Genomic DNA, 26,268 nt, shown 5'->3' with positions numbered 1-26,268 from the left:
GTCCCGGGGCTGCCCCGTTGCCGGCCCCCGTTCTACATCCGCGCCAGGGAGGCCGCCCGGGTGCGGTGGCTGAAGAGCTTCATTAGGTTGTGGCACCCTGCCAGCAACTCCCACTCACGCGCTGCCTTCTCCATGCCGCGCAGGAGCACGTTTTTGCCCTGCCGGGTCTTGATCTGGCCGAAGACCGGTTCAACGATCGCTTTGCGCCGGGCATAAATTTTCTTGCCCTTCTTGGTTTTGAGTTTCCGTCCCATCCGTTCTGCCAGGCTCGCGTTGGCCGGGATCCTGCCCCGGGGCGACTCGGGAATCGGCGTACCGTGTTTCATGCGTCGGGTGGAGATGAAGAACTCGGTTGAATGAGCCGTTTCAACGTCTTTGACGTGCTCGAGGTTGGCTGCCGAGCAATACCCGGCGTCGGCACTCCACGTCGTGGGCATTGCACCTACAGAGACAGCCGTGTGTTCGATCATGGGGGCCAGCTGCTGCACATCCACGGCCACGTTGTTCAATCTGGTGGCAACAATTACCTGGTGGTCAGCATCCACGACGGCCTGGCCGTTGTAGCAGTAATGGTATGAACCATCCGCGGTTTTCATGATCCGCGCGTCCGGGTCCGTGAAGTTCCGTTGCGCCGTGGGCTTCGGCTCGGCCTTCGCAGCGGCAGTGTCGCCGGCAGCGGTGATGTCCTCGTCATCATCGCCGCGGGACCGGGCCTTCTCTTCCGCGAGCTGGCGGGCCTTGGCAGCGGCTTCTTCCTCCAGTGAGGCACGGGCCGTGGCCATCGCCGCGGCCCGGGCCCGCCTGTTCGCCAGCTCCGCGGGGAGTTCGTCCCCGCGAGTGCCCGGCCCGAAGCGGGCGTCCTCGGCCGCGTCGACGGTCTTCGCCTCTTCCATCAGGTCGCTGATCTCATCGGCCAGGACCTTCTGCTTCGCGCTCAACCGGGCATAGCTCATGGCCTTGTGCCGGGACGCGTTGGCCCGCACCTTCGTCCCGTCCAGGGCCACCCTGCCCAGGGAGACCATACCCGCGGCCCGGCACAGTTCCAGGGCCTGGAGGAACACGTTCGCCAGGGCCGCGAGGTGGCGTTCGCGGAAACGGGCGATCGAGCGGAAATCAGGGGCCTGCTGCGCGGCCAGCCACCGGAACGCGACCACATCCGTACATGCCCGCTCCAACTCCCGCGAGGAGCGGACCCCGACACAATATCCGTACAGGACGATGCGCAGCATCAGGCGCGGATCATACGGCGGCTGGCCCTTGGCCTTCGCATAGGACTTGTAGAAGCGGGCCAGGTCCAGCTCCGTGTCCACCATTTCGGCAATGAACCGGGCCAGATGGTTTTGCGGCAGCCACTCATCCAGTGACGGCGGGACCAGCATCACCGCCTCGGGTTCAAACCCCCGGAACCGCTTCCTGGCCCCGCCGTTGGCATCCATCGGCTCATCAACGGCCGGAGGCACGAGGGGCCCCACGAGCGACTCGGCGAACAAACCATCCTGGGAACCGGCATCCATACCCCAATTCTCCCAGCCCCACATCCGGCAGCCCGGCTAATCCGCCGGCGTTTTAAATAATTCGCCGGCGTTTTAAAACTAGGACGGACTACTGACCCACGCACCTAGACGCGATTTGCGCACTTTATGACACGTCAGGGCCGGGCGAACTTCACCCGTTCCTCTGCGGATAGTGCCAGAACCTGAGCGTGCCCCTAATCCAGGTTCTCAATGCATCGCACTCCTCCACTGAAATAGCGCCAATTGATGGCGCGCTGACGGCCACTTCCGCCGAAGTCATGGAAATCTGCCCCGACACCATCCGTGCGGTTTTGCCCGAACTCCCCCGGCGGGAACCGGTGCGTTGACATCGAATACCTCAATGACTCTGAAGGGCTCACCGACGTGTCCGCCCCAGCTCGTGACGCGAATCGCTTTGGAGATCGAGCCTCGGCGGCGTCCAAGTCGAGGAAGACAGGGACGCCCCCCGGCGCTGAACCAGTCAATGCTGCCAACTGCTGCTCCGGCGCCCCCACCGGCGAGACGGATAACGACGACGACGGCCGGGGCTGCGTGGATCAGGGCACCTATGCCGATGATGCCGGCCGCAATCAGCACGCCATCATCAGACAGACCAGGGAGTTTCGAAATGCAGACCGGGCACGGTTCCCCGAAAGAGGAGTCAAACACGGCGGTTGGACTCAATCCCCTGTTCAGCAGGCCGGGCGAGGCGACGGAGTTTCCCCGGTTCGTCCTTCCGGACGGAGAGTCCCTGCCGGAGACCGCCTATCAGGTGGTCCACGACGAGTCCATGCTAGACGGCAATGCCCGGCTGAACCTGGCCACGTTTGTTGGCACGTGGATGGACGAGCCGGCAAAGCGGCTCTACGCCGAAGCCGCGGACAAGAACATGATCGATAAGGATGAATATCCCCAGACCGCGGCCATTGAGACCCGCTGCTGGCGGATGCTGGCCGATCTTTGGAACGCGCCGGACCCGCCCGAGGCCATCGGCACGTCCACGATCGGTTCATCCGAGGCGTGCTTGCTCGGCGGGCTGGCGCTCAAGCGGCGCTGGCAGCATCTCCGGAAGGCAGCGGGGAAGCCGGCAGACCGACCAAATCTGGTGCTCAGTTCCGCCGTGCAGGTGTGCTCGGAAAAGTTCTGCAATTACTGGGATGTCGAGGCGCGCTTCGTCCCCCTTTCGCAGGAGCAGCGGGTCTTCGATGGCCACGACCTGGACCGGTATGTGGATGAGAACACCATCGGCGTGGTGGCCATCACGGGCGTCACCTACACCGGCCTGTACGAGCCAGTCCAGCAGATCGCGGCGGCGCTGGACGCGATCCAGGCACGCACTGGGCTGGACGTCCCGATCCACGTGGACGGCGCATCGGGTGCGATGATCGCGCCGTTTCTGCAGCCGCAGATCGAATGGGACTTCCGGCTCAAACGCGTTGCCTCCATCAACACCTCCGGCCACGAGTATGGCCTGGTGTATCCAGGACTGGGCTGGATTGTCTGGCGCAGCGAGGACCGGCTGCCCGAAGACCTGGTGTTCAAGGTCAGCTACCTGGGCGGGGACATGCCCACCTTTGCCTTGAACTTTTCCCGCCCCGGGGCCCAGGTGCTGATGCAGTATTACCTCTTCCTCAGGCTCGGCTTCGAGGGGTACCGGACGTGCAGTCCGCCTCAAGGGACGTGGCCCTCTATCTATCAGGTGAGATCTGCAGCATGGCGCCCTTCCAGCTTTGGAGCGACGGCTCTGACATCCCCGTCTTCGCCTGGCAGCTCAAGGACGGATACACCGTCATACTGGAACCTGCACCACCTTTCCGAACGGCTGCGCATGAGCGGCTGGCTGGTGCCGGCCTATCCGATGCCGGATGCCCTTTCCGTCATCACGGTCCAACGGATCGTCGTCCGGAACGGCTTCACGCGCGACCTTGCCGGCAGTTTCCTGGCCGACCTACAAAAGGCGGTCGCCTACCTCGACGCGATGGACGGAACGATGCCGGCAACAGGCCACAGCGCCGCGTTCCACCACTGACTGCCAGAGAAAGGGAGGCCAATGATGTGCCGGTTGTTTGGTATGCACGCAGGCACCACCCCCGCTAAAGCGCCCTTTTGGCTGCTGAAGGCCCCGGACAGCCTGAGCGTGCAGAGTCACCGGGAGCCCGACGGCACCGGCATCGGCGTGTTCGACCGCGATGGGTCCCCACAGGTGACCAAACCGCCGATGGCGGCCTGGCAGGATCGCGTTTTTGCCCGGGCCGCACGGGAGCTGGAAGGCACCACCTTCCTCGCCCACGTCCGCTACGCGAGCACGGGAGCACACACCTCGGTCAACACGCATCCCTTCGAACAGGACGGACGCCTGTCCGCCCATAACGGTGCCTTTGGGGGGCCTGAAGTCCTTGATGGCAGACTCGACGAGCTCGGCAGCCGGGACCTGGTCCTCGGGCAGACCGACAGCGAACGCAAGTTTGCGCTCATCGCCGCCGAGACACGGCGCCACGGCGGCGACGTCGCGGCCGCGATCCAGGAGGCCGTGGCCTGGATCGCGGAGAATCTGCCGGTCTACAGCCTGAACCTGATAGTGGCATTCGGTACCGAGATGTGGACGCTTCGATACCCTGCCACGCATGAACTCTATGTCCTGGCGCGGACCGCCGGCGGGCACACTGGGGGCGCGCATTTGGAGGCCAAGAGCCACCGGATCCAGGTCCACAGCCGGGCCTTGGCGGAACGGCCGGCCGTCATCGTCGCTACCTAGTGTAGCGTGTCGTTGATTCCTTTGGGTCTGATTGTTTGTCAGACTTGATCCATGGTTTATCTGGCAAAGGCACTTCAGTTGCGCGACGGGGACCGGGGCGCCCTGGAAGCGTTGACTCGTGGGAATTCTTCCACTGCGACGTTGGCGTTGCGGGCGCGCACGGTTTTGTTGGCTGCTGACGGGATGCCGAATGTCCAGATTGAGAAGATCACCGGGTTTTCGGCGCCCACGGTTTTGAAGTGGCGCAACCGCTATGCCGAGGGCGGGATCGAGGCCCTGTCCGATGTCCAGCGCCCGGGCCGGGAGCGGGAGATCGACGAACTCGCCCTGATTGCCGACACCCTGACCAATGACGGGAACCCGCCGGCGGAGCTGGGGATCTCGCACTGGTCCGCGCGCATCATGGCCGAACGCCACGGAATCTCTTTTTCGTCCGTGGCCCGAATCTGGCGCCGTTGGAAGATCCAGCCGCATCGGATCGAGACGTTTAAATTCTCCACCGACCCGGCCCTGGAGTCCAAGCTCCGGGACGTGGTGGGCCTGTACATGTCCCCGCCGGAAAACGCGGTGGTGGTGAGCATTGATGAGAAGACCCAAATCCAGGCACTGTCCCGCACCGGCCCGGACCAGCCGCTGTCCCGACCCACCCGCTGCAGCAGACGCACGACTACAAGCGCAACGGCACCACCACCTTGTTCGCCGCCTTGGAGGTTCTCACCGGCAAACTCAGCGCGAACGCCTTCTACCCAAAGCACACCAACATCGAGTTCGTCGATTTCCTGGGCCGGGTCGCCCACGCCCACCCCGGGGTTGAGCTGCATGTCATCTGCGACAACTATGCGACCCATAAGCACCAGAACGTGAAGGACTGGCTGGCCGAAAACCCGCGCGTGAGCCTGCATTTCACCCCGACCAGCTGTTCCTGGCTGAACATGGTGGAGATCTTCTTCGGGATCATCACCCGCCAGTGCCTCAAACGCGGAGCATTCAGCTCCGTGAAAGAGCTGGAGGAAACCATGGAACGCTACATCGAGAACTACAACCAGGACGCCAAACCATTCACCTGGACCAAGTCAGCGGAGTATCTCCTGGGCAAGATGAAACGCAAACAAACCATTAACACGGAACACTAGCGGATGGATCAGGACCCGGGCTGGCGGCTGTTGGAAGCAGGTGAACTGCTCCACATCGACTCGCAACTGCGCCGACACAGTACCTATCCCGTGGGTGGCTGGGCCGGCACATCCGCTCGCTCTGGCGGACCTGGACCCGGTCGCTGCGGCGTCCCAGCATCCGTAGCCGGTGCGCTCACAGAACACCCCGTCGTGTCCTTGCCGGGGCCGTTCAGGTGCGGCTCCACTGAATGACCGCCTTCCCGTCCCTAACGGGCCGCGGCCGCTATGGATCCTGTAGCTGCCCAGCTAGCGAGCAGCCGCAGTCGCTCAGCGCTGGGCGAGCCGGGCTCGGCGGTGTAGATCATGAGGACGAACCCTGGGTCGGCAGTAATGTTGAGTTCTTCGTAGGCGAGAGTGAGCTCGCCGACGACGGGGTGGTTAAATCGTTTTGTGCCAGACCCGCGGGTCCGGACGTCGTGCGCTCCCCACAGCTGCCGGAATGTGTCGCTGCGCGTAGACAGCTCGCCAACGAGGTCGTGGAGCACTTTGTCATTGGGGTCGCGGCCGGCTTCGGTGCGCATGATCGCTACGCACATTTCAGCGAAGAGCTCCCAATCAGTATAAAAATCGCGGGATGCAGGGTCGAGGAACTGGAATCGGGCCACGTTCGGAGTGCGACCGCCGTCGCCGATGAGGGGCGAATAGAAGGTCCGGCCGAGCTCGTTCGTGGCAAGGAGGTCCTGGTGTTGGTCGCGCACGAACGCTACGCCGTCAGTGATCGTACTGAGCACCCAGTGAAGACTCGGACGACTTATGGCGTTTTTCGTGGAGCGTCGGCGGGGACGCCCGGATAGCGGAATACCGTCGGCCGCACGGGCCAGGTCGAAGAGGTGGGTACGCTCCGTGTCATCGAGGTTGAGGGCGCGAGTGTCGCAACTTCCGTGCGGCGAAGCCCGGCAACGCGTCTGTTCGACGAACTCGGTGCGCTACCGGATACCAGCACGGCCGAGGAAGTCGTCCCCTTCATTATCGTCGGAGCCGAACCAGGAGCACGCCATTGAACGCCTCACCAACGCGATTTGCACCCAACTGCAATGCCTTTGACGCGCCGTTCACCACTTCTGTGGAAATGACAACTGCACGCTTCAGCTGACTGTGCCGTCCCGCCAATGGTTCCTGGGTCGCGGCCGATCGCACCCGGCCGCCTGCGACGTAAATACCGTTGTCGATCTGTGCCATGGCGTACTTTATTCCTTGCAGCCCAACCGTGCGCAACCTCTCAGATGTTTGTTGCCGGCGCATCAGGACCGTAGAGGGTTCTCATTCGCCAGCCTCCTCGAGTGCCGCTTCTGCTCTTTCGGGGCTGCCTTCGGCGAGGCCGCGGCGGGATGCGAGACACATCACGAGACCGACCAGAAGCAGGGCGACCTCGGTGATCGTCAGCGCCCAGATGATGCCGCCGAGCCCGAACCATAGGTCTCCGAGGAACACGACTGGGATGAACAAGACACCTTGCGTCACCGACATCACGGTTGCCGCCAGGGCGCGTCCCGTGGCCTGGAATAGCGTGGACGAATGCCCTCCGAACGGGACAGGGCCCGGCTTCATCCGCCGGCCCTATCGTCTCTCTCCCGACGATCGACCATTGAACGCTGCCGCAACGACACCGATCACCGGCCGCCGCGCCGCCGCAGAAACGGGGGCTGGAAGGGGGTGAAAAGTGAAATATCCGTCGCAAAGGTCTGCTGCTCGGGCTGCACGGTTCAGAGATTGCTGATTGCCAGGTGAACCCCACAGATCCCCTCGCCTACGACGACGTGCACGCAACCGTGGTCGACGCACTCCGTTAGGACCTATCCGGCGAGGCCCTCGACCATGCCGCCCACGAAGTTCCGCAGCGACTCCGGGATACCTGTCGATGGTTCCTTTCGTTATTGAATGACGGAAGCGGTCCCAGAGACCACTATTCCGCCTGTCGCGGGGATATCGACAGCAAGGATACTTGGCCGCCCGACATGTCGGCCCTGGTGAATAGTGATTCGGGCCGGCACCCCGACCAGATGGAGCGCACGAAGGTATCCACCAACGGACGCCGCTGCGGATCCGGTGGCAGGATCCTCGCTCATCGTTCCAACAGGGAAAAGATTGCACGCCTCGAATTCCAAGGGGCTGATTGCATACAGCGTGGTCACTGTGCCCGCCCATCCCCGTTCATCCATCAGTGCTCGCATAGCATCCGGGTCGAAGGTGAAACTGTCGAAAGCAGAACGCTCTGCGAAGACGATCACGGGGTGAATGTTGCCGGCGAACGAGAGCCGCGGCGGGTAATGCGGGTGCAAATCTGCGGCAACGATACCCAAGAGTGTCATCAGGCGCTGAAGCACTGGCTCCTCCATCGACTCGACGCGCGGCTCGACGCTGGTGAAGGAAGCCATGGTGCCGGCAGCGGTTCGCTGAGTCTCGATCTTCACCTCACCGATCGGCGTCTCGAAGAGGAAAGTTTCGGCTTCACCGCGATTAGCCAGTGCGACGGCGGTCGCTATCGTGGCATGGCCGCAAAACGGCACTTCGGCCGTTGGGGAGAAGTAACGGATTCCAACGCGAGATGGCACGAGCGACGTGGCCGGCCGAGTGACGAATGCCGTCTCGGCATAGCCGATGTCCGTGGCGATCTGCTGCATCTCCGAGGTGGACAGGGCACTCGCGTCAAGCACAACGCCGGCGGGGTTTCCTCCGGACGGTTCGGAAGCAAAGGCCGTCAATCGCAACACCGTAGTTCCCTCGTCCATGTCCGCAATTCTAGGGCACCGGTATGACCACCCCCACTGCCGTCGGTTCGTGGCAGTCGACGGCGTCGATGGCGTCGATGGCGGCGGTAAGACTTCCTTCGCCGCCAACCGGGTAGCCAAGATCCAGGACAGACCCGGGATCGTCATGCACGCCGACGACTTTCTGAACCCCTCGCCAGGCAGGCGGGCCAAAGGATGCGCGTCACCGAAAGGCTCTGGGAGGACACTGACAGCTATGCCGTTTCTTGGCTAGGCTCGTGGGGTGTCTACCGGTTGGAATCCCCAAGTGATCGTACTGAACGGCGGGTCGAGCTCCGGCAAGTCCTCAATTGCCAGAGCGCTTCAGGAAATCCTCCCGGGCATCTGGTTGACGTTTGGCGTCGACACGTTCATCGATGCACTTCCTGGTGGGGGTAACAGCCCGAACGCAGGAATTACCTATGAGCAGGGCGGCACGATTGCTTTTAGCACTGCGCATCGCGCCTTGGAGCGCAGCTGGTATTCCGGACTCAGCGCTATGGCCCGGGCAGGGGCCCATTTGATCCTTGATGAGGTCTTCCTCTCCGGGGGCGCTGGACAGGAGCGTGTGCGGTCAACGTTCGGCGAAGCGGACCTGATCTGGGTGGGAGTGCACTGCGAGCCGGACGTCGCCGCATCCCGCGAGGCACAGCGCCTTGACCGTGTGGAAGGAATGGCGCGACAGCAAGCACTGAGCGTGCACGCCGGGATGGTCTATGACGTAGAGGTCGACACCACATATCGCTCAACCGATGAGTGCGCACGTGAGCTCGCGGGCCAGCTCTCGCTCGATGCTCTGCCCCGTTGAGGGATCCTCTGCTGCTTCGCAGGGACGCCCACGCTCCCCCTGACTTCCAGATCGAGGGAATCCCCACGGATTGACTCACTTCGGACCGCTGCCCGGCGGACCGCTGAGCACCGTGGGGACGTACTCAAGCAGCTGGAGCCGACCGTCGAAGGTCCTGCTGTCCACCATCTCAAGAGAAACACCCGGATAGCCGTCGTAGATCCGCTCCCGCCCGGTGCGCCCCGTGATCACCGGGAAGACGACCAGCCGGAACCGGTCCACGAGGCCCGCGGTCAGCAGCGACCGGCAGAGGCTGAGGCTGCCGAGGGTACTCAGGGGCCCGGTCCCGGTCCGTTTCATCTCGGTCACGGCCTCGACTGCGTCCCCGGTGACCAGCTCCGAGTTCGGCCAGGTCAGGGGCGCCTGCAGGGTGGAGGAGAAGATGACCTTGGGCACGGCGGCAAGGCCGGTCAGGCTGGCCCCCTCATCCTCGGAGAATCCCGAGCCCCCGGCCGCGGCCTTCTCCGACATGCCGGACATCAGCCGATAGGTGTTCGCCCCCAGGAGAATGGTGTAGTCCTTCTCCCCCTCCTGCTCGAGCCAGGCCAGGTATTCCGGCCCCTCCAGACCCCACCAGCCGGGCCACCCCTCGGCCGAGGCATACCCGTCCAGTGAGATGATCAGGTCGACCAGCAGGTCTGCTGATGACGTCTCTGCAGTTATCTCGCCCATCGCCGTCTCCTCGATCTGATCGACGCCAGTCGTCGCTGGGCCCCTCAGCCAGGGACGGCCGGTTCCCGTCCGGGTCGAACCACACCATGCCTCGCTCCCAGTCCTTGACCGGCACCATGCTGGACAGGTGCGTCATCGACCCCTTGCCGGCATGGTACCCCCGGAGCGATCAGACATCAACGTTCGAGGTCGCGTCGACTCATCAAAGATGCCCGCGTAGCTTGCACAGCTATATCCGCACGGGTTTTCCGATACGGACAGGTCGGCGCTGTGTTTGCGGCGCTGGACTTTCATTGATGCGAGGGGCTCAGTCGTGCAGGATAACTTGCTAGAGATTGTGGTCCTGCCATTTCCCGTGAATCTGCAAGTATCGAGGCGCCACCCCGATGTACCGTAAGCCCGCCTTCGTTAGCACCCGCTGCGAGCGAACATCGTGCAAGAGAGTACTCACTTCTATGTGGTGCAGTCCGCGATTCAAACATCAGCCAACGTTACTCGCGATCGTCGTTACCTTTATCAATCGGAAATTGATGCAGCGATATCCAGCGGACTTGAAGTTGTCGACAATGGGACCTGCGCGCCTTGCCGGCTTGTACGCTGGCGTCATGGCACCACTGGCGAACGAGCCATCGAAGAAGGACTCACGGCCATGGCCTGCGGATTCGCTCGAGGGGATGCCGCCGAAAAACGGCGGTTCATCGTCTGGTGGCTCGTCTTCTCCTGTGTGTTGTATCAGGTCGTCGCATTTCCTTTGAAGCTTATTGGCGTCCCATGGTTCTGGGCGGTGTTTCTTGCATTCCTCATCTTCTTCGTCGTCGCTATCCCGGTCATCAGGGCTGCGCGAAGTGGACATCGCGAGCTCCACCCCGCAAAGGACGACGACCCTCCCGAACATGAGGCACCAAGGTGTACCGCTCCCGACGCCTAACCAGCAGCAAGGCCACACAACAAACGATGCAGTGATCGATTCCTTGGACGTTTAGCCGGCTGGCGTCGGCCACGCATGACGGAGCCCGACGACGATGCCTGGACCGCCGACGTCGAACCGGAATCGCTACGTTCGGCAACCGTGAGCGCAACGAGATCCTGCGATAACTTGCTGCCCATGGGCCTGCCTACGAATCCGCATGAATAGGGAGTTGCAGATAAGAGGCGTGTTCGCCACCGGTGTGGATGACGTGCTGCCCTCTGTTGGCGCCGACGTATTCCTCGATTCCCGGCATCATCGTCCCCAGGAGGTTACGGGAGCTGATGACGAAGCGGAGCTGTTCGCCGGGATGGAAGGCGAGACCGATAGGGAGCAGCTCGACGTCGATTTCGACGATCTCGCCGGTCGAAAGCTTCTCGACTCGGTCAAAGGTGTGAGCGGGCACGTCGTCGGTCGACAGGGTCTCGTCGAGGTGACGGGTGGAGACGCGCAGGCGTCCATCCGATCCCTTGTAGCGCAGGATGGTCGCTCCGTGATCGGTGAGGTCGTGGGCCATTGGGCTCTGGTTGGGCACGGTGAAAGCCTGCAGCGGTGTTCCCCATTTATCGAGCTTCTGCACGAGCACGAACAGGTCCATGTCGTCGTAGCCCCGGGCTTCGACCCAGAGGTGAGCCTTCGGGTAGCCGACGAGCACAGTCTCCTGCTCGAATCGCGTGATGAACGACACCGCGGTCGGATTGGAGTCGACGGCATAGGTCACCGGCACCTCGCCCGCAGGCGCTTCGGCGGCCAGGGCCCGCGAGCGTCCGTCGAGGTAGTACTTCGTCGACGTGACATCTTTCGGGGGGAACTGGTCCGCGGCGACATTGACCCGGTCGCCGCCCTCGAGATCGAGCAAGGCGTAGCGGACGCGTGGCGTCTGCTCCCATCCGTTGTCCTCGTCCCTGAGGAATCGGTCGAAGAAGCGACGGAGGTCTTCCTGGTTCATCTCATCGTAGTAGTCGGGCCACTCCTGGCTGTTGTGCACGCGCAGCCATTTATCGTCAGAGGCGATGCGCCGCCAGGCGCGGAACGTCCCCGCGGTGTGCAGCGTGTTGGAGTAGCTGGCGACGACGTAGGCAGGCACGTCGATCCGGTCGAAGTCGGGGATCTTGTTCTCCCACAGGTCGCCCATGAGCGGGTAGCGCTCGGCCTCCGCGAGGATGTCCTCTTTCCGGCCCTTGCCGAAGAAGCTGCCGGTTTGCAGCTGGCGCGCGAATCCGGTGTCCGGCATCCCTCCCCGCCTGACCAGGTCGCGGTAGATGTCGCTCACGCCCTCCCATGGGTTGATGGCGGCGAGGTGCGGCGGCTGCTCGGCCGCTGCGAACCACTGCGTGGCCGCCAGGTATGACGTTCCGCTCATCCCGACCCTGCCGCTGCACCACTGCTGCTCGGCCAGCCACTCGATGATGTCGTAGCAGTCGCGACCGTCCTGACGATCCCACAACACGCTGTCACCGTCGGAGTCGACAACACCGCGGATGTCCGGATTGCAGATCGCATATCCCTGCGCGCACCAGAAGGCCGGGTCGGGGCCTTCGAATTTCTCCAAACCCGAGACGACACTGTTGTCCAGGCCGACGAGGCCGAAGATGCCCATCACGCTCGGCGAGGTGCCCTGGCCCTTGCCATAGGGGCTGTACGCCACGATCACGGGCACCTTCTCGCTGCCGGCCGGACGGAACACGTCGACGTGGATCCTCACGCCGTCGCGGAGCGTAACGGCGACGTCCCTTTCGAAGACGATGTCGACCGGCAGCGAGCGGAACTGCGGCGCGATCTGAAAACCGGCCTCGAGAGTTCGCGTTCCCGGATCGAACTCCGTCAGCAAGCCGGTCCTGGCCGCCGGCAGCGGGCCGGACGGCAGATAGATCTTCTTCTCATCGCTCATGAGAGTTCCTTCTCTTTCCTGGTCCGAAGACCGGTTCTCGCGTCAGTGCGGGCGTACGTCTTTTGGCCAGCTCAACGCCGCTTGAGTTATTTTATGGAACCGGCGAAAACCGGTCGAGTGTGGTGATCCCGGCGAACTGGTGCGGGCGAATGCCGGCCATCAGTCGTCCGTAGTTCTCGGACAACGCCTCGAGGTTGAGCGCTCCGTGCAGCGTGATGATCCGGGCATCACGCCAGGAACGCTGAATGGGCTCGAAGTCCATGATCGCCGTGGACCCGGAGTTGCGCTGCAGAAGCTCGATCGCCTCTGCACACCACTTGGCTGCGTAGGCCGTCTCGACAAGGACTCTGGCCCTGAACAGTTGCATGTACCCGGGGTCGGCCGGCGTGCCTGCTGCAGCGAGTTCGCCCAGTCGATCGGTCTCGTCGGCATTGGCCCGCGTCATCAACGTCGCGGACTGGATCTTGGAATGGACCTCCGCGAGCATCAGGTGCGTGAGGGGCGCTTCCAACTGGTTCTTGTACGTTGTCCCACGGATGGGGCGCCCGGCCGGGCGCTCGAGGAAACGCTCGAGCGCGCCTTGGGCGATGCCGATCGACATTCCCGCCATCAGGCTGAAGGACCAGCCGAGCGATGGCGCCTTCCAGAGGGATCCCGCCAGGCCGCTGTCGATTGCCCCCGAGGTGATCTTGCGGAAGTCGACGCCCCGATAGTCCGGGACGAACAGTTCCTCGCCCTTGAGCGTGACGGAGACGCTTCCGGTGCCGCGCATGCCGGCGACGTGCCAGTCGTCGAGGAACGTGAGCTCGTCGCGTGGCACCTGCACGCCGACCAGATAGGGTCCGTCGGCACCTTCGGCGATGCATCCGAGGTTGGTGAAGGGCGCCCAAAGGGACGCGGTCGCAAAGGTCCAGGGGCCGCCGGTGATGATCCAGCCACCCTGGACCTGCTTCGCGCGCCCGCGAGACGCCGGAAAATGGCTCGAGCCGGCAACCCGGGGTCCGACCCACTCCGGTCCGAAGACCTCCTCCAGCACTCGGGGGCCCGAGCCGGCCGGGATCCAGTCTGTCAACGCTCCGGCCCACACGACCCATCCGCACGAACCGTCCCACTTCGAAACTTCGGTCACGACGTCGAGCTGCTGTCTCACGGAAAGCTCAGCACCGCCGAACTCGGCAGGGCTGGCGATGGTAAAGGCGGCGGTGGCATCCAGATCGGCTATCGTCGCGTCCGAGAGTCGCGCGGCACGTTCTGCCTCCGGGGCGCACTCCCGCAGGGACGGTCCGATGGCGCGCACTTTTTCAAGGATCGTTCCGAGCCGCTCGGCGGTGGTTGTGGTCGGGTCCATCATGGTTAGTTCCTCGATTCGTTCTGCGGCACTATGGGCAACTGCACGTAGCTGGGGTGGTCTGGGCCGGTGTGAACGGTGTTCGTCGCCCCGGCGTGATAGCTCTCGTCGTAGGCACGGGAGGGAATTCCGGCCGGCGAGTACGGTTGGATGTCGACCCTGAGCCGGCAGCCCCGGCGGATCACCGCACTGCTCGGATGGAGGCCGACCTCGACGAAAACGACCTCGCCACCCTCAAGCGGCCGGTAGTCCGCCTCGAGGTGCGTCTGGACCGGCCAGTAGTCCGTCGACCGCTCCTCGTCGATCGTGCGATGCGACACTTTGAGCAGACCGTGCCCGGTTGGGTGGATGTTCGCTGGATCGATGGGAGGCACGAGCGACTCGTACCGGATTTCGCGATCCTGCTCGTCGAGCACTCTCAATGACACGTAAACATCCATGTCAGTGCTCGTCGACGACACCCACAGGCCCGCCTTCATGTAGCCGGCGAGCACCATGTCTTCCGCCATCGGTTCGCTGATAAACGAGACACCCGTCGCCCAGCGCGCGGTGCCCCCGACATAGCCGGTCGGGGCCGGGATGGGATGCCCCCGGTCGAGCGCGGCGTCGTAGCCCGCCGATGCCTTGGTGGTCGGGATGGACGCGCTGATTCGCCGGAAGTCGTTGCGGCGGCCGTCGCCTGTCCAGTCCGACGGCGTCGCGTCGAGGTACCAGCGCGGGTAGGTCGTGCGCGCTAGTGGCCATTCATTCTCTTCGAGCACATAGTGCCCACCGTTTCCGCTACGGACCTGCACCCGCACGGGTGCGCCATCCATCACCCCGTTATCCTCGCCCTTCAGCCAATGGCCGAAGAAGGCCAGGTGGTCGGCGATCGTCGAGCTCTTGTAGCTGTACGGAAACCACGCGTCGACAAAATCGAACTTCTTCGATTGCACGCCGGTCGAGCGGATAAAGGTCTCACTGCTGCCGAGCTGGTGAATGACGATCCCGGTCTGTGGACCGACTATCCAGACCGGCGCCGTCGCCTTCTCCAGCTCGGGACGCATGAATATGGAGCCATTCGGACCGTATGCCGCCGGATCGTTGAACGGCGTAGCCAGCATGCGGGCCAGCCAATCGGTCTCCTGCCGCCTTCCGTTGTAGTTTTGATAACCGCAGGGCGATCGCGCTATACGAATCACTTGGTTTCGTGCGGTACGGTGCACTACCTCGTTTCGTCGCTGTAGGAGCCGTTCGGTACGACAAATATCTTTATGCACTGGACCTGCGCGACAACCTATCTACTCCTCTCGCTTCCTCGCCCTGACCCTACTGGATGGCCGTGATGACGAGCCACGCCCGGACGCCAGGCCATCGGAGGAGCCTATCCCGCAGGGCGTTCCCGTCTGGGACGCCGCCGATTCGGAGCCTCAACGTCGCCCCGTTGGTTTCAGCCGCTCCGTCGGCCGAGCCTCATACGGGAAACTTGCGGAGGGGAGAGGGAGCCCGGAGTTGACTCTGACCCCAAGGGCAGGGTTTAACGTGAGAGCAGGAGGTAATAATGCGCATAGGTGAGTTGGCCGAGCGGGCCCAGGTCTCGATCAAAGCAGTGCGCTATTACGGCTCTTGTGACATATCCGTGGGCGTGACCTGCGCGCCTTAACGACCACACGCCGCTTTCTACCTAGGATTTTTGACTGTCAAAGGTACAAAAATCGAGGTTGGAAAACGGCGTGCAGAAATCAAGCATATGGTGCACCCTGCTGGGTGTCGAAAAAACGATTGTCCGGGGTCTGGATTTCGAGGAGGACACCGGTGTTTTCATCGCCTTGGTGAGCCCCATGAAGTCCATGCGCAACCGGTGCGGGATCTGTTCCAGGCGGTGCCGCCGATACGACCGCGGCGGTGGTCCCAGGAGATGGCGGACCCTGGATCTGGGAACCATCGAAACCTACCTGGTCGCCGAATCACCGCGGGTGCGCTGCCCCGAGCACGGGGTCACCGTCGCCGCCGTCCCGTGGGCCCGGCACCAGGCTGGCCACACCAGGATCTTTGACCAGCAGATCGCCTGGCTGGCCACCCAGACTTCCAAGAGCGCTGTCACCCAGTTGATGCGCATCGCCTGGCGCACCGTGGGCTCGATCATCGATCGGGTTTGGAAAGACACCGCCGCGACCTTCGACCCGTTCGCGAACCTGACACGCATTGGCATTGACGAGATCTCTTACAAGCGCGGACACAAGTACCTCACCGTGGTCGTGGACCATGATTCGGGCCGGCTCATCTGGGCCTCGCCGGGACGGGACAAGGCCACCCTGGGCAAGTTCTTCGACGCTCTGGGGGACGAACGGTGCACCGAGATCACGCATGTATCCGCGGATGCGGCCGAGTGGATCGCCACCGTCGTGGCCGCGCGCTGCCCCCAAGCGGTCCGCGTGGCCGACCCGTTCCACATCGTCATGTGGGCCACCGACGCCCTGGATGCAGAGCGGCGCACCGCCTGGAACCGGGCACGGAAAGCGGCCCGGGAGAACGAACCGGCCCGTGGCCGCGGACGACCACCCAAGGTCGCGCCGGAGAGGCCCGACAGTGAGCGGGCCACCAAGCTGAAGAACAGCCGCTACGCACTCTGGAAGAACCCCGAGGACCTCACCGAAAAGCAGCAGGCGAAGCTGTCCTGGATCGTGCAGACCGACCCCGTCCTGGGCCGGGCCTACTACTTGAAGGAAGGGCTGCGCACGGTCTTCAAGCTCCCTTATGCCGAAGCCGTGGTGGCCCTGGACCGATGGGTGTCCTGGGCCAGGAGATCCAGGATCCCCTCCTTCGTGAAACTCCAAAAGGCCATCGTCAAGCACCGCGACAGCATCCTGGCATCCATCGAACACGGGCTGTCGAACGGACGGATTGAATCCATGAATACGAAGATCAGGCTGATCACCCGGGTGGCGTTCGGGTTCAAGTCCCCCGAGGCCCTGATCAGCCTGGCCATGCTCAGCCTGGGTGGCCGTAAACCGGTGCTCCCGGGACGGAAATGACCCACGGATGTGTCAGGAGAGCCGCTATTACGAGCAGTTACGCCTGGTGCAGCCGGGCCGTCTGTCCAATGGGTACGGCGACTACTCTGATCAGGATTTACGGGTGATCAGTGAAATACGTGCGTTGTCCGGGCTCGGAATCAATCCCGCTCGTGCTGCACCGTTTATCGAATGCCTGGATGCAGGGCACCAGCACAGTGACGAGTGCCCGGCATCCCTGGCTGCCTACCGAGACGGCATTGCAGAGTTGGTCGGACAATCGAATCCCTTGCCTCCTGGCGCGAGCACCTGGTCGAAAGGCTGCACCAGGGCGCGTACCGCACCTTTAGAACGGAGAGCACCACCGTGATCGACTACTCCAAGGTCCTTCCCGATAATCTTCCCGCCCCAGTGGACGACGGAGCCGCCGACCATCTGGTCGGGCTTGCAATGCCGAAGCTGACGTTGTCCGCCACCGCCGGCCGCAAGGTCAATCTCGCCGACCTCGGAAGCGGCCGGACGGTTATTTACTTGTATCCGCTAACAGGTGTCCCGGGGACAGATCTACCCGATGGTTGGGATGCTATTCCGGGTGCCCGCGGATGTTCCACAGAGGCGTGCGATTTCCGGGACCACTTCATGGTGCTGGGGGACGCCGGAGTGGAAAATGTTTTTGGGATGTCCAGCCAGGACACGTACTACCAACACGAGGTCGTCGACCGGCTGGGTCTGCCCTTCCCAATGCTGTCCGACCCCACCTTTGCTCTCGCGGACGCGCTGACGCTGCCAACCTTCGCGGCGCCGGGTTAAGACCGGCTCTACGCACGCCTGACGCTGGTGATAAAGGACGGCGTCATCGAGCACGTGTTTTATCCGATCTTCCCGCCCAACACCCATGCCCAACGGGTCCTGGATTGGTTGCAGCCATGACCGTGCCAGTGGCCCGATCCGCAGCTGTCCCGCCATGGATGCTGGCCGTGGCTGCCATGTTGTTCGTGCAGCTAAGTTCCGCCTTGTCGGTGTCCCCCCTTACCGGAGCCGCTGGCGGCATGGGGCGGGTGATCGCGACCGAGCTCGCCCGCGCCGGCGCCACCGTCGTCGCGCTCACCCGCACCGCCAGCAGCGGGGACCAGCTCGTTCGGGAGATCGTGGCGGGGACCGACAGCCGGCGGGTCCAGATCGTCGTCGCGGACCTCGCCGTCCAAGCGGACGTTCGCCGCGCCGCCGCGGAGGTGGCTGCCCACCACCAGGCTGTGCACCTGCTCGTCAACAACGCCGGAGCGCATTACCGCCATCACCAGATCAGCCCGGACGGCATCGAGATGAACCTGGCAGTGAACCACCTTGCTGGCTTCCTGCTCACCGAACAACTGCTGCCTCTGCTTCGAGCCGGGTCCCCCTCCCGCGTCATCAACGTCGTTTCCGCCGCCATGGCCGACACCCGCCAGATCAAGCTCCGCCGACGGCCCCGACCCGTAACGCTGGAGGCCACCGATCTCCGAGCTCCGCAGCGCCTTAGCGCCGAGCAGGGCTACGATCCGTTCACCGCCTACGCCCGGGCCAAGCTGCTGACCCTCATGTGCGGCTACGTGCTCGCGGAGCGGCTCCGTGCTGACCGCGTCACCGTCAACGCCGTCCACCCCGGCCTGGTCGCCACCGACCTCATCGGCGACGTCGCCCCGGCAGCGTTCCGGCCGTTTCTGGGACTGCTCCAAGGCGCTTTGCTCACCCCGGAACAGGGAGCCGCCAGCCCGTTGCACCTGGCCGTCGATCCCCAGCTGCAACAGGTCACCGGCGCCTACTACGAGCGCACCCGCCCGCGCCGCTCCCCTCCGATCTCCTACCACCGCGACCTACAGCAACTGGCCTGGACCGCCAGCCAGACCCTGACCGGGCCACAGCCTTCCCCGTCTGACATGGGGACCCTCTAAGTCTTAATCCACCGATGAACGACCTGCCGTTACATAGCTTGCGGACACGAGCCGTGCGACAGGTGCTTCTGCTCGAGCCCGGGGCCGACCGGGGAGTGTCTCGTGGACAGCACCGGGGGCCCCAGCCGGGGACTGGGCCGCAGCATGGCCGGCCACCTCAGGTGTCATTTTCGTAAGACGACTGCATCACCGTCAGAAGTCGTCTGCACAAGCATTAGGGCCGGATTGGCCCGGCTGCCCTGCTGTGGCTACGCTCAATGGCCCTGTAAACGGTGGATCGGCCGACCGAGGAAGGGAGCGACGCCGTCACCAACCGCCGCGCGTTGGCGTATGTCCCTTTCGGGCATCGTCGGACATTGCCATTTCGGCCCGCAGGCCCAGGAGTCGGATCGGCCGGCCCGCTTCGATTCCGGCAGCGAGGTCCAAGACCTGCGTGAGGATTTCGTTCCAATCGAATGTCTCGGGAATCTTCCTCGCGTGGGTCTTGGTGAAAAACGGCGCGTACCGAACCTTTAGGGTCAGCCCAACCACGGGCCGTCCTTCGGCCAGAACATCCTCAAGGACACGCGCTGCCAGCCCCCTCACGGCGTCGTCCACCTGGGCAGGCTCGGTCAGGTCGCGTTGGAAAGTGGTCTCCCGGCTATGCCCGCGGGCAACCCACGGGGTGTCGTCTACAACGCTGGCGCCGTCCCCGCGTCCGAGCTCCGCGTACCAAGGACCCATCTTGGGGCCGAACTCCGGGACCAGGTCCTGAGGGTCGGCTCCGGCGAGCTCGGCGACTGTGCTGATGCCGAGTTTGGCCAGTCGGCCCGACACTTTTGTTCCGACGCCCCACAGGTCCTTGGTGGGCCGACTGCCCATGACGTCCAGCCAGTTCCCGGAAGTTAGACGGAAGACTCCGGCCGGCTTGCCGAAACCGGTGGCGACCTTGGCTCGGACCAGGGTGTCGCCGATGCCCACGCTGCAATGCAGCTGCGTTCGCTCCAGGATAGCGGCCTGCACCTGCCGGGCGTAGGCTTCCGGATTCTCTGTCTCGGTGCCTACAAAGGCTTCATCCCAACCCAGCACCTGCACAGTGGCACCGGGCTGCGCGCGCAGGGTATCCATCACCGTTTCAGACGCCGCGAAATAAGCCTCCTGATCGACGGGCAGAATCACAGCGTTGGGGACTTTCCGGGCCGCAATGCGTAAAGGCATTCCGGAACCAACTCCGAACGCCCTGGCTTCGTAGGATGCGGTCGACACCACAGCTCGTTCCGTGGGGTCGCCCCGACCGCCGACAATGATCGGCTTGCCTGCAAGCTCCGGCCGCCGGAGCACTTCGACCGCCGCGATGAACTGGTCGAGATCCACGTGCAGCACCCACCGGATTACGCTCACGCCACCAGTCTGCCCTAAACATCGCTGGCATGCATCGGCTCTCTACCGAGCCTGGCCGCTGAGTCTGCGGCCTCCTGAACTTCTTTAAATTCCAGCGCCGCCGAACACCGCCACAGGTAAACGAGCTCTAGATAGTGCTTCGAGGAATGCAGATAAGTCTTGACCTGCGGCCATCAGGCGCTCCCTGAGTCTCTTCGGTGCCGGGACGACCGTGTTCGCGCCAGCGTGGACTTCTCTTCCGAGCTGGGTTCGCTGCAGGGCGCGGCCGGGCCGGGGAACCTGGACCGCGACCACGCGGTGATCGAGCAGGTTTCCACCGGCGGCTGAGCCCGTCCAAAGCCCGCGATCGCGCCACGTGAGTTCCCGCACTGCAAAGACCGCCGCTTCCTCAGTTTCCGCAACTGAGGGAACGTCTTTTTCGTGCACCCCGACGTTCGGCCGAGCGGGCACTTAGCGCACCCGACGACGTAGACCAGGTACCGTCGTCGTCTGCCAGTTCCGTTGCAGCAGGCAAATTTCATGCAGGCTATGGACTCTTGAGCGGGGCCCAATCAGACTGTCTACAACAGCTGTCCCGGCAGGCCTGAATTACCCGTATTTCGACCGGTCGGGAATGGACAGCTGCATTTATTGGGGCTTTGCCGCGATGCCCGTTCCACACCCTTGAAAGGACCTGGTCATGCCGGACTTCTCAGCATTCTTCCCGCTTATTGCCACCATCTTGGCGGTGCTTTTTGCCGTGGGTTTTATTTGGGTGGCAACAAAACTGATGTGGAAGGTGGCTGAACCCAACGAAGCCCTCATCATCTCCGGGCTGACCCGTGGAACCATTGAATCCCGGGCCGGGATGGATTTCAAAATCGTCACGGGCAAGGGCGCACTGGTCCTTCCCGGCCTCCAAACGGTGCGGACCTTGTCGCTCACATTAAATGAAACTGAGCTCAAAGTTTCCTGTGTTACCTCGCAGGGCATCCAGGTAATCGTGGAGGGTGTGGTCATTTACAAGATCGGCGACGCCCCGCCCTTCATTGCCAATGCGGCACGGCGCTTCCTGGGCCAGCAACCCAAAATGGAAAGCCAGGTGTATAACGTCTTTGAGGGCCACCTGCGCTCCATCATCGGCAGCATGACCATGGAGGAGATCATCCGCGAGCGGGACAAGCTCGGTTCGCAGGTCCGCAGCGCCAGCGGCGTGGAGATGGAAAAGCTCGGGCTCGTGGTGGATTCCCTGCAGATCAAGGACCTGCAGGACCCCACGGGGTACATCCAGAACATCGCGAAGCCGCACATCGCCCAGGTGAAGATGGAGGCCCGAATCGCGGAGACCACCCGCAACCGTGAAGCAGCCGAGAAGGAAGCGGAGGCCGCGGCGCTGATCGCGGACGCGCAGAGCCTTTCAGCAATCAGGCAGTCGGTGGCGCAGGCTAACGCCGAGCGCGCCAAGGCCAACGCAGCCCAGGCCGGCCCACTGGCTGACGCCACGGCGCGGCAACAGGTGGTGGTCCAGGAAACCGAAGTCGCCAAGCTCGAGGCGGACCGGGAAGAGCAGAAGCTCCAGACCACCGTCCGGAAACCCGCAGACGCTAGAGCCTACGCCAAGCGCACCGACGCGGAAGGCCAGAAAGCGGCCGACATCAGCGCCGCCGAGGCACTCGCACGCCGCACCGAGCTTGAAGCCCAAGCCAACGCCCGCCGGACGGAACTGCAGGCCCAAGCGAATGCCACCGCCGCGGCTGCCGCTGCCGGAGCCACCAAGGTCACCGGCGAGGCCGAAGCCGCGGCCACCAAGGCCAAGGGTGATGCCGCGGCCTCCGCGATCAAGGCCAAGGCGCTGGCCGAGGCAGACGGCATCAAGGCGCGGGCCGAGGCCTTGGGGACCAACCAGGACGCGGTGATATCGCAGCAGCTCGCCGAAAACATGCCCGCCATCATCGCCGCAGCGGCCGAGCCGTTCTCACACGTGGGCCAGATGACCGTCCTGAACGGCGGCGACGGCGTCAACAAGATGCTCGGCGGAATCCTCGCCCAGGCGGGCGACTACCTTCCCGCCCTCGCGTCCGCGCTCAGGAACGGCCAAGAAGCCAAGCGCCCGCCCAAAGCTCCCGGCGCATAGGGACACCGTATGCACAAGGACGTTGACCGGAGCCTGACAGGCACGATCGGGCGGGTGACCGGGCGCATCGGACCGGGCACCATCGGCGAAGTCATGCTGCCCTACCTTGGCGGCACCATGGCCTTCCACGCTCACCCGTTCAACAAGACGAGCGGCTTCGCAGTGGATGATGAGGTGCTGGTGATCTACTTCGAGCCGCCACAAACGGTTTACGTGGACGAGCTTCCGGACGTGTTGAGGCACGGCGCTGACCCTGACCCGGCCGGCTGATTTGGACCCCACCTTTCCCTCCGCTCTACCCACGGCCGAAGGGTTCCTCGACTCGCGCCCGGCGTTCGGCCGATAGTCGGTCAGAGTCCTCACCTTCTCAACGCTGGCACACCTAGTAGAGCTCGTTCTGTTCTACAGTGTTTGGATCATCTACCTGGCCCGAACACTGCCCTCCGTAACCGTCGCGAACAATTGGAACATTGCGTGGACTGCCTTGGACAGCTTCGAAGGACTTGCAGCGCTATTCAGCGCCGTACTCCCTGCACAGACGCAGCAAGTACGCCGTGTTGCCCACGACAGCGTTCTCAACGAGCCTATGCATTGATGCACTCTTTGCCATCACCACAGCCCCACCGGGGATGCCCCTGACCGTGGCCATCCTCGAGGCGGTTCTCGTTGAACTTCCCGTCGCCACCCTCGCCGCAGTGCTCGCCCTCAAACTACTCAACACCGGTGCATCCGCCCCCTCCACCCGGCCCGGACCGTCTGGGCCCGCGACGGGAAGCTGACGCCCACGGAGTCACCGCAATCCAAAATCCTCGCCGCCGCTCAGACAGCCAGCCGAAGGCACTGACGTAGACCGTCAAGCACTGGAAAGCGGGCACGCGAGCAACACATGTGCACGTTTGTGCAAAGGTCACGGGAAACAAGTCCCTGACCTGCGGTTTTACTATTCCCAAATGGGACCCGAACCGGATCCTAGCCCCTGCTAACACTGCCCTCTGCCGGAAACATAGCGATTTCGAAGCAGTCCGGCAGCAGTACGATCCGATCCGATGTCGGGCCTGTTGAAGTCGCTCAGCACGACCGTCATAGACACGATCGTTGCAGCACGGAGCCTTTGGGGCGACCGCAGGAACCATCCGATGCTTCTTCCTCAGCTACCCGGGCAGTGGCATGTACCTGGCCAGAAAGCTCGACGTGACACCGTCGGACCGCGCATGCCGGTCGGAAACCCCTGCGGAGCGGTGTTCTGGTCTCAGATACAGGAGTAGTCATAGTCGAAGCCACCGGCGACGTATTGTGTGAGCGTGACTTTGCCTCCTCCGGTCAGCGGTGCGGAGGAGCAGATACGCTTTGCGGACGCCAGGGAGCTTGCCCCGGGGAGCCAGCTTCTCAGAGTGTAGAGCGGGCTCGATGCGGGCACGGTGCCGACTATCTGTGACCACTGGGCGCTCGTCGAGTGCCCAACCTCGATCTGGTTTCCAACTGGCGATCATTCCTGGACTCACCGAAAGATACTTGCGACGTCTATAAGGGACGCCCGACGACGAGACTCGGCAGGGGTCGGGAGCATGACTCAGCGATGCCACCTCCGCGTCAAAAAACGCCCGCAAAGGGTTCGGCTCATGGGACGGCATACAGCTTCTTGGGTTGCGCCGGAAATGCCGACCGGATTGACTGCTGTCATGACAAACAGCCGGTTTGCGACGTTCGTTCAAAGGAACCCGCGCCGCGCGATGCCCATCAACATTGATGTGCGTTTCGCCCGTACCGGGGATCTTCACACGATCCGTGCCATCGACGCTACCAGCGGGCGACGGCCGTGGCACCGGCAGGCCACTGCCTCGGCGGGGTCACTGTCCATCCGGATTGGAGACGGCCCGGAACGGGCATCGCGCCGACGGCAGCCCGCATGGACTGGATCTGGCCTAGGACCGATCAGGCTTGGTAAATCGTCAATGCCAGCAACCTTGCCTCCATGGAGTTGCACCGCGCATGGGGATTTAAAGAGGTTGCCCGTGCACCGGGCTTCCACCCGACCAACTTCACCGGGGGAACCGGACTGCTGATGCGGGCCCGACGCACCAGCAGTCCGCTTTGCGCTCCCCTCACGGACCCTGAACGCGGAGGCACGCGCCTACCGTAATCGATGATCATTTTCGGAACGGGTGACCTCGGTGGAAGACTGGGTTGATGGACCGTCAGCAAGCACGAGAGCATACGTCCGTAGTGATCCGGCCCTACGAGCACGCGGATGCTGCAGAAACGCTGGCGGTGTTCCTCTCGGCCGTGACAGAGACTGCTGCCGCGGACTACACGGCGGAGCAAGTACAAGCGTGAACTCAGCCCGAGAGGCGCGACGTCGGGACTTGGCACAAAGCCATGCTGACCCGGCACAGCATCGTTGCCACAATCGGAGGCGAACTCGCCGGCTTCTCGGATGTAAGCCCCGACGGTTACGTGGACAAGATGTTCGTCTCGCCGCGTCACCAGCGACGTGGAGTAGCGCACCAGCTACTCGCCCACGTTGAGGCGCATGCACGCCGCGAAGGGACATCAGCGCTCTCAGCCAACGTGAGCATTACAGCGCGGCATTTCTTCGAGCGGCATGGCTTCACAGTCGAAGCAGAACAGCACCCGGTGAAAGCAGGGGTGGAGCTGATTAACTTCAAGATGCGAAAAGAGCTGCGATAGGGGGATCCGCCGGACAAAGCGGACCGCGACAACCCAGGTCAACGGCAGTAGGCTTCGAACATGTCGGAACCAGATGGTCCCCATCGGCTTGAACCGAGAATGACCCGGGGTAGCTTCCGGTTCCTGTTGTGGGCCGATGTCGGTCTGGCCACCGTCAGCACCATACTCGCTCTGAATGCCCTGTTCTGGCGAAGTGCAAACTGGGACCTTCCAGCTTTCCTTCCGGCTGCCGCCTTATTCCTGATCAGCGGGATTCTCCTAGGATACCTGATTCGCGTCCGGCGCAACGACATGCCGTTTTGGAATGAGGAAGAGGCCCGGAGGGACGATTGGGACCGCAGGGGCCGGCAACTGTAACCCGGGCTGCCTTCATTTATCGCCGTCGTCGGCCAGTGGACGACGGCGAGTTCGTGGGTATACAGGACTTCTTGAATCGTCGGGCGTCCGCTCAGCGTTCCCCTTCCGGGGTGGCCGTTGTGTGCGGGGTCCGAATTAGGTCGTCAAGGTGCCGACGCCATGGCCGCGCCTCGATGGCAGGGACTCGCACCAGCACCGAAGGTTCGTAGAGCAACACGCTCTATGCCAGCATGTCGAAATAGGTTGATCCCGCGTTCCAGGACACGGGGTACAGAAGCGTCCCGACGGCGGAATGAGTGCGGGCTGGGGCTGCGCGGCAACGCGTCGAGCCCGATGTCGGTGTCGGTGACGGTTCCGTCCAGCTATCGCATCGGCGAGGCGGGCAGCGGATTCGGCACGATGATGGCAACCGTGCTGCCATGGTTTAACTTAGGCAACTCGGCTGTCTCGCTCGGGCTCTCTCGGGCGGCGGTGGATGCGGCGACGACCCACGTGACCGGTGCCCGATTGCAGCATCTGGATCAGGCGCTGTCCGCGTTGCCGACGATCCGCGCTCAGGTGGCGAAAAATGAGCATTGCACTCGCCGCCCAGCGCTCTTACCTTGCGCAGGCGGCGGCACGGGTCGCGACCCCAGCCGATGACACCGCACTGTTCGTGCCCGGAGTGAAAGCCTCGGCCAACGACGTCGCGCTGACGATTACCGAATCGGCGATGCGGGTCTGCGGAGGGGCTGCGTTCTCGAAGCATCTGCTGATCGAGCGGGCGTTCCGGGATGCACGCGCCGGCTCGGTCATGGCGCCGACCGCCGACGTGCTCTACGACTTCTACGGCAAGGCCCTCACCGGCCTTCCCCTGTTCTGAGCGCCGGATGTCGCAGCAAAAGCAGAGG

The 26,268-nt window shown here is 63.5% G+C and carries 24 protein-coding genes and 2 pseudogenes; 15 read left to right on the top strand and 11 right to left on the bottom strand.

Annotation, left to right across the window (positions count from 1 at the left end; all coding sequences use genetic code 11):
• Positions 1-32 precede the first annotated feature (32 nt).
• A complete protein-coding gene (locus ACLLJI_RS07820; RefSeq protein WP_434621093.1) occupies positions 33-1,436 on the bottom strand; it encodes an IS1182 family transposase in 1,404 nt (467 codons plus the stop codon).
• Positions 1,437-2,142: 706 nt separating this feature from the next.
• On the opposite strand from ACLLJI_RS07820, the gene ACLLJI_RS07815 reads away from it, so the two are divergent.
• The 3 genes and pseudogenes from ACLLJI_RS07815 (at position 2,143) to ACLLJI_RS07805 (ending at position 5,402) form a co-directional block, all read left to right on the top strand.
• Positions 2,143-3,543 carry a glutamate decarboxylase gene (locus tag ACLLJI_RS07815; RefSeq protein ID WP_434619928.1) on the top strand — a complete coding sequence of 467 codons (1,401 nt, stop codon included), beginning with the start codon at positions 2,143-2,145 and terminating at the stop codon, positions 3,541-3,543.
• A 21-nt stretch (positions 3,544-3,564) separates the two neighbouring features.
• Positions 3,565-4,269 (top strand): class II glutamine amidotransferase, encoded by a 705-nt coding sequence (locus ACLLJI_RS07810; protein ID WP_434619925.1) that lies wholly within the window; start codon positions 3,565-3,567, stop codon positions 4,267-4,269.
• A 51-nt stretch (positions 4,270-4,320) separates the two neighbouring features.
• A pseudogene (locus ACLLJI_RS07805) lies at positions 4,321-5,402 on the top strand (IS630 family transposase).
• 248 nt (positions 5,403-5,650) lie between these two features.
• On the opposite strand, the pseudogene ACLLJI_RS07800 reads toward ACLLJI_RS07805, so the two are convergent.
• From ACLLJI_RS07800 to ACLLJI_RS07780, 5 genes and pseudogenes are all read right to left on the bottom strand, one after another.
• Positions 5,651-6,313, bottom strand: a pseudogene (locus tag ACLLJI_RS07800) (transcriptional regulator); the annotation flags it as partial.
• Between the two features lie 97 nt (positions 6,314-6,410).
• Positions 6,411-6,623, bottom strand: a complete 213-nt coding sequence (locus ACLLJI_RS07795) for a hypothetical protein (protein ID WP_434619922.1) — start codon at positions 6,621-6,623, stop codon at positions 6,411-6,413.
• A gap of 81 nt (positions 6,624-6,704) precedes the next feature.
• Positions 6,705-6,890 (bottom strand): hypothetical protein, encoded by a 186-nt coding sequence (locus ACLLJI_RS07790; RefSeq protein WP_434619919.1) that lies wholly within the window; start codon positions 6,888-6,890, stop codon positions 6,705-6,707.
• A gap of 425 nt (positions 6,891-7,315) precedes the next feature.
• Positions 7,316-8,173, bottom strand: coding sequence for a PhzF family phenazine biosynthesis protein (locus ACLLJI_RS07785; RefSeq protein ID WP_434619916.1), 858 nt, complete (start codon positions 8,171-8,173; stop codon positions 7,316-7,318).
• Positions 8,174-8,183: 10 nt separating this feature from the next.
• Positions 8,184-8,324 (bottom strand): hypothetical protein, encoded by a 141-nt coding sequence (locus tag ACLLJI_RS07780; RefSeq protein WP_434619913.1) that lies wholly within the window; start codon positions 8,322-8,324, stop codon positions 8,184-8,186.
• 135 nt (positions 8,325-8,459) lie between these two features.
• Here ACLLJI_RS07780 and ACLLJI_RS07775 point away from each other — a divergent pair, with 135 nt between their 5' ends.
• Positions 8,460-8,999 carry a chloramphenicol phosphotransferase CPT family protein gene (locus ACLLJI_RS07775; RefSeq protein ID WP_434619910.1) on the top strand — a complete coding sequence of 180 codons (540 nt, stop codon included), beginning with the start codon at positions 8,460-8,462 and terminating at the stop codon, positions 8,997-8,999.
• A 75-nt stretch (positions 9,000-9,074) separates the two neighbouring features.
• On the opposite strand, the gene ACLLJI_RS07770 is transcribed toward ACLLJI_RS07775, so the two are convergent.
• The gene (locus ACLLJI_RS07770) at positions 9,075-9,710 is read right to left on the bottom strand and encodes a dihydrofolate reductase family protein (protein ID WP_434619907.1); all 636 of its coding nucleotides are present in this window, start codon (positions 9,708-9,710) and stop codon (positions 9,075-9,077) included.
• A 433-nt stretch (positions 9,711-10,143) separates the two neighbouring features.
• Between ACLLJI_RS07770 and ACLLJI_RS07765 the strand changes: the two genes are divergently transcribed.
• Positions 10,144-10,638 (top strand): hypothetical protein, encoded by a 495-nt coding sequence (locus tag ACLLJI_RS07765; RefSeq protein WP_434619904.1) that lies wholly within the window; start codon positions 10,144-10,146, stop codon positions 10,636-10,638.
• 187 nt (positions 10,639-10,825) lie between these two features.
• Here the strand turns inward: ACLLJI_RS07765 and ACLLJI_RS07760 are convergent, their stop codons facing one another.
• The 3 genes from ACLLJI_RS07760 to ACLLJI_RS07750 all read right to left on the bottom strand — a co-directional run bounded on the left by ACLLJI_RS07760 (position 10,826) and on the right by ACLLJI_RS07750 (position 15,019).
• Complete coding sequence (locus ACLLJI_RS07760) at positions 10,826-12,568, bottom strand: CocE/NonD family hydrolase (protein ID WP_434619901.1); 1,743 nt, start codon at positions 12,566-12,568, stop codon at positions 10,826-10,828.
• A 91-nt stretch (positions 12,569-12,659) separates the two neighbouring features.
• Positions 12,660-13,919: an acyl-CoA dehydrogenase family protein gene (locus ACLLJI_RS07755; protein WP_434619898.1), complete on the bottom strand. Its 1,260-nt coding sequence runs from the start codon at positions 13,917-13,919 to the stop codon at positions 12,660-12,662.
• A gap of 2 nt (positions 13,920-13,921) precedes the next feature.
• Positions 13,922-15,019, bottom strand: a complete 1,098-nt coding sequence (locus ACLLJI_RS07750; protein WP_434619895.1) for a CocE/NonD family hydrolase — start codon at positions 15,017-15,019, stop codon at positions 13,922-13,924.
• A gap of 609 nt (positions 15,020-15,628) precedes the next feature.
• On the opposite strand from ACLLJI_RS07750, the gene ACLLJI_RS07745 reads away from it, so the two are divergent.
• From ACLLJI_RS07745 to ACLLJI_RS07730, 4 genes are all read left to right on the top strand, one after another.
• A complete protein-coding gene (locus tag ACLLJI_RS07745) occupies positions 15,629-16,930 on the top strand; it encodes an ISL3 family transposase (RefSeq protein WP_434613694.1) in 1,302 nt (433 codons plus the stop codon).
• A 7-nt stretch (positions 16,931-16,937) separates the two neighbouring features.
• Positions 16,938-17,279, top strand: coding sequence for a MerR family transcriptional regulator (locus ACLLJI_RS07740; protein WP_434619891.1), 342 nt, complete (start codon positions 16,938-16,940; stop codon positions 17,277-17,279).
• Positions 17,276-17,719, top strand: coding sequence for a redoxin domain-containing protein (locus tag ACLLJI_RS07735; RefSeq protein ID WP_434619888.1), 444 nt, complete (start codon positions 17,276-17,278; stop codon positions 17,717-17,719). The genes ACLLJI_RS07740 and ACLLJI_RS07735 overlap by 4 nt, the downstream gene beginning before the upstream one ends.
• 116 nt (positions 17,720-17,835) lie before the next feature.
• A complete protein-coding gene (locus tag ACLLJI_RS07730; RefSeq protein ID WP_434619884.1) occupies positions 17,836-18,840 on the top strand; it encodes an SDR family NAD(P)-dependent oxidoreductase in 1,005 nt (334 codons plus the stop codon).
• Positions 18,841-19,146: 306 nt separating this feature from the next.
• Here ACLLJI_RS07730 and ACLLJI_RS07725 read toward each other — a convergent pair whose 3' ends face one another.
• Positions 19,147-20,202 carry a DNA polymerase IV gene (locus ACLLJI_RS07725; protein ID WP_434621349.1) on the bottom strand — a complete coding sequence of 352 codons (1,056 nt, stop codon included), beginning with the start codon at positions 20,200-20,202 and terminating at the stop codon, positions 19,147-19,149.
• Positions 20,203-20,899: 697 nt separating this feature from the next.
• On the opposite strand from ACLLJI_RS07725, the gene ACLLJI_RS07720 reads away from it, so the two are divergent.
• The 6 genes from ACLLJI_RS07720 (at position 20,900) to ACLLJI_RS07695 (ending at position 26,240) form a co-directional block, all read left to right on the top strand.
• A complete protein-coding gene (locus tag ACLLJI_RS07720) occupies positions 20,900-22,333 on the top strand; it encodes a flotillin family protein (RefSeq protein ID WP_434619881.1) in 1,434 nt (477 codons plus the stop codon).
• 9 nt (positions 22,334-22,342) lie between these two features.
• On the top strand, positions 22,343-22,603 hold the full coding sequence (locus ACLLJI_RS07715; RefSeq protein WP_434619878.1) for a hypothetical protein: 261 nt from the start codon (positions 22,343-22,345) through the stop codon (positions 22,601-22,603).
• A 233-nt stretch (positions 22,604-22,836) separates the two neighbouring features.
• Complete coding sequence (locus ACLLJI_RS07710; protein WP_434619876.1) at positions 22,837-23,112, top strand: hypothetical protein; 276 nt, start codon at positions 22,837-22,839, stop codon at positions 23,110-23,112.
• Positions 23,113-24,709: 1,597 nt separating this feature from the next.
• On the top strand, positions 24,710-25,021 hold the full coding sequence (locus tag ACLLJI_RS07705; RefSeq protein ID WP_434619873.1) for a GNAT family N-acetyltransferase: 312 nt from the start codon (positions 24,710-24,712) through the stop codon (positions 25,019-25,021).
• Between the two features lie 99 nt (positions 25,022-25,120).
• Positions 25,121-25,378 carry a hypothetical protein gene (locus tag ACLLJI_RS07700; RefSeq protein ID WP_434619870.1) on the top strand — a complete coding sequence of 86 codons (258 nt, stop codon included), beginning with the start codon at positions 25,121-25,123 and terminating at the stop codon, positions 25,376-25,378.
• 568 nt (positions 25,379-25,946) lie between these two features.
• Entirely contained in the window at positions 25,947-26,240 is a 294-nt protein-coding gene (locus ACLLJI_RS07695) for an acyl-CoA dehydrogenase family protein (protein WP_434619867.1), read from the top strand.
• The last annotated feature ends 28 nt before the right edge of the window (positions 26,241-26,268 follow it).

It is taken from the genome of Arthrobacter sp. A5 (assembly GCF_051131705.1).
GTDB lineage: Bacteria > Actinomycetota > Actinomycetes > Actinomycetales > Micrococcaceae > Arthrobacter_M.
The sequence above is the reverse complement of the archived record's forward strand: the minus strand, read 5'-3'. Positions and strand labels throughout refer to the sequence as shown.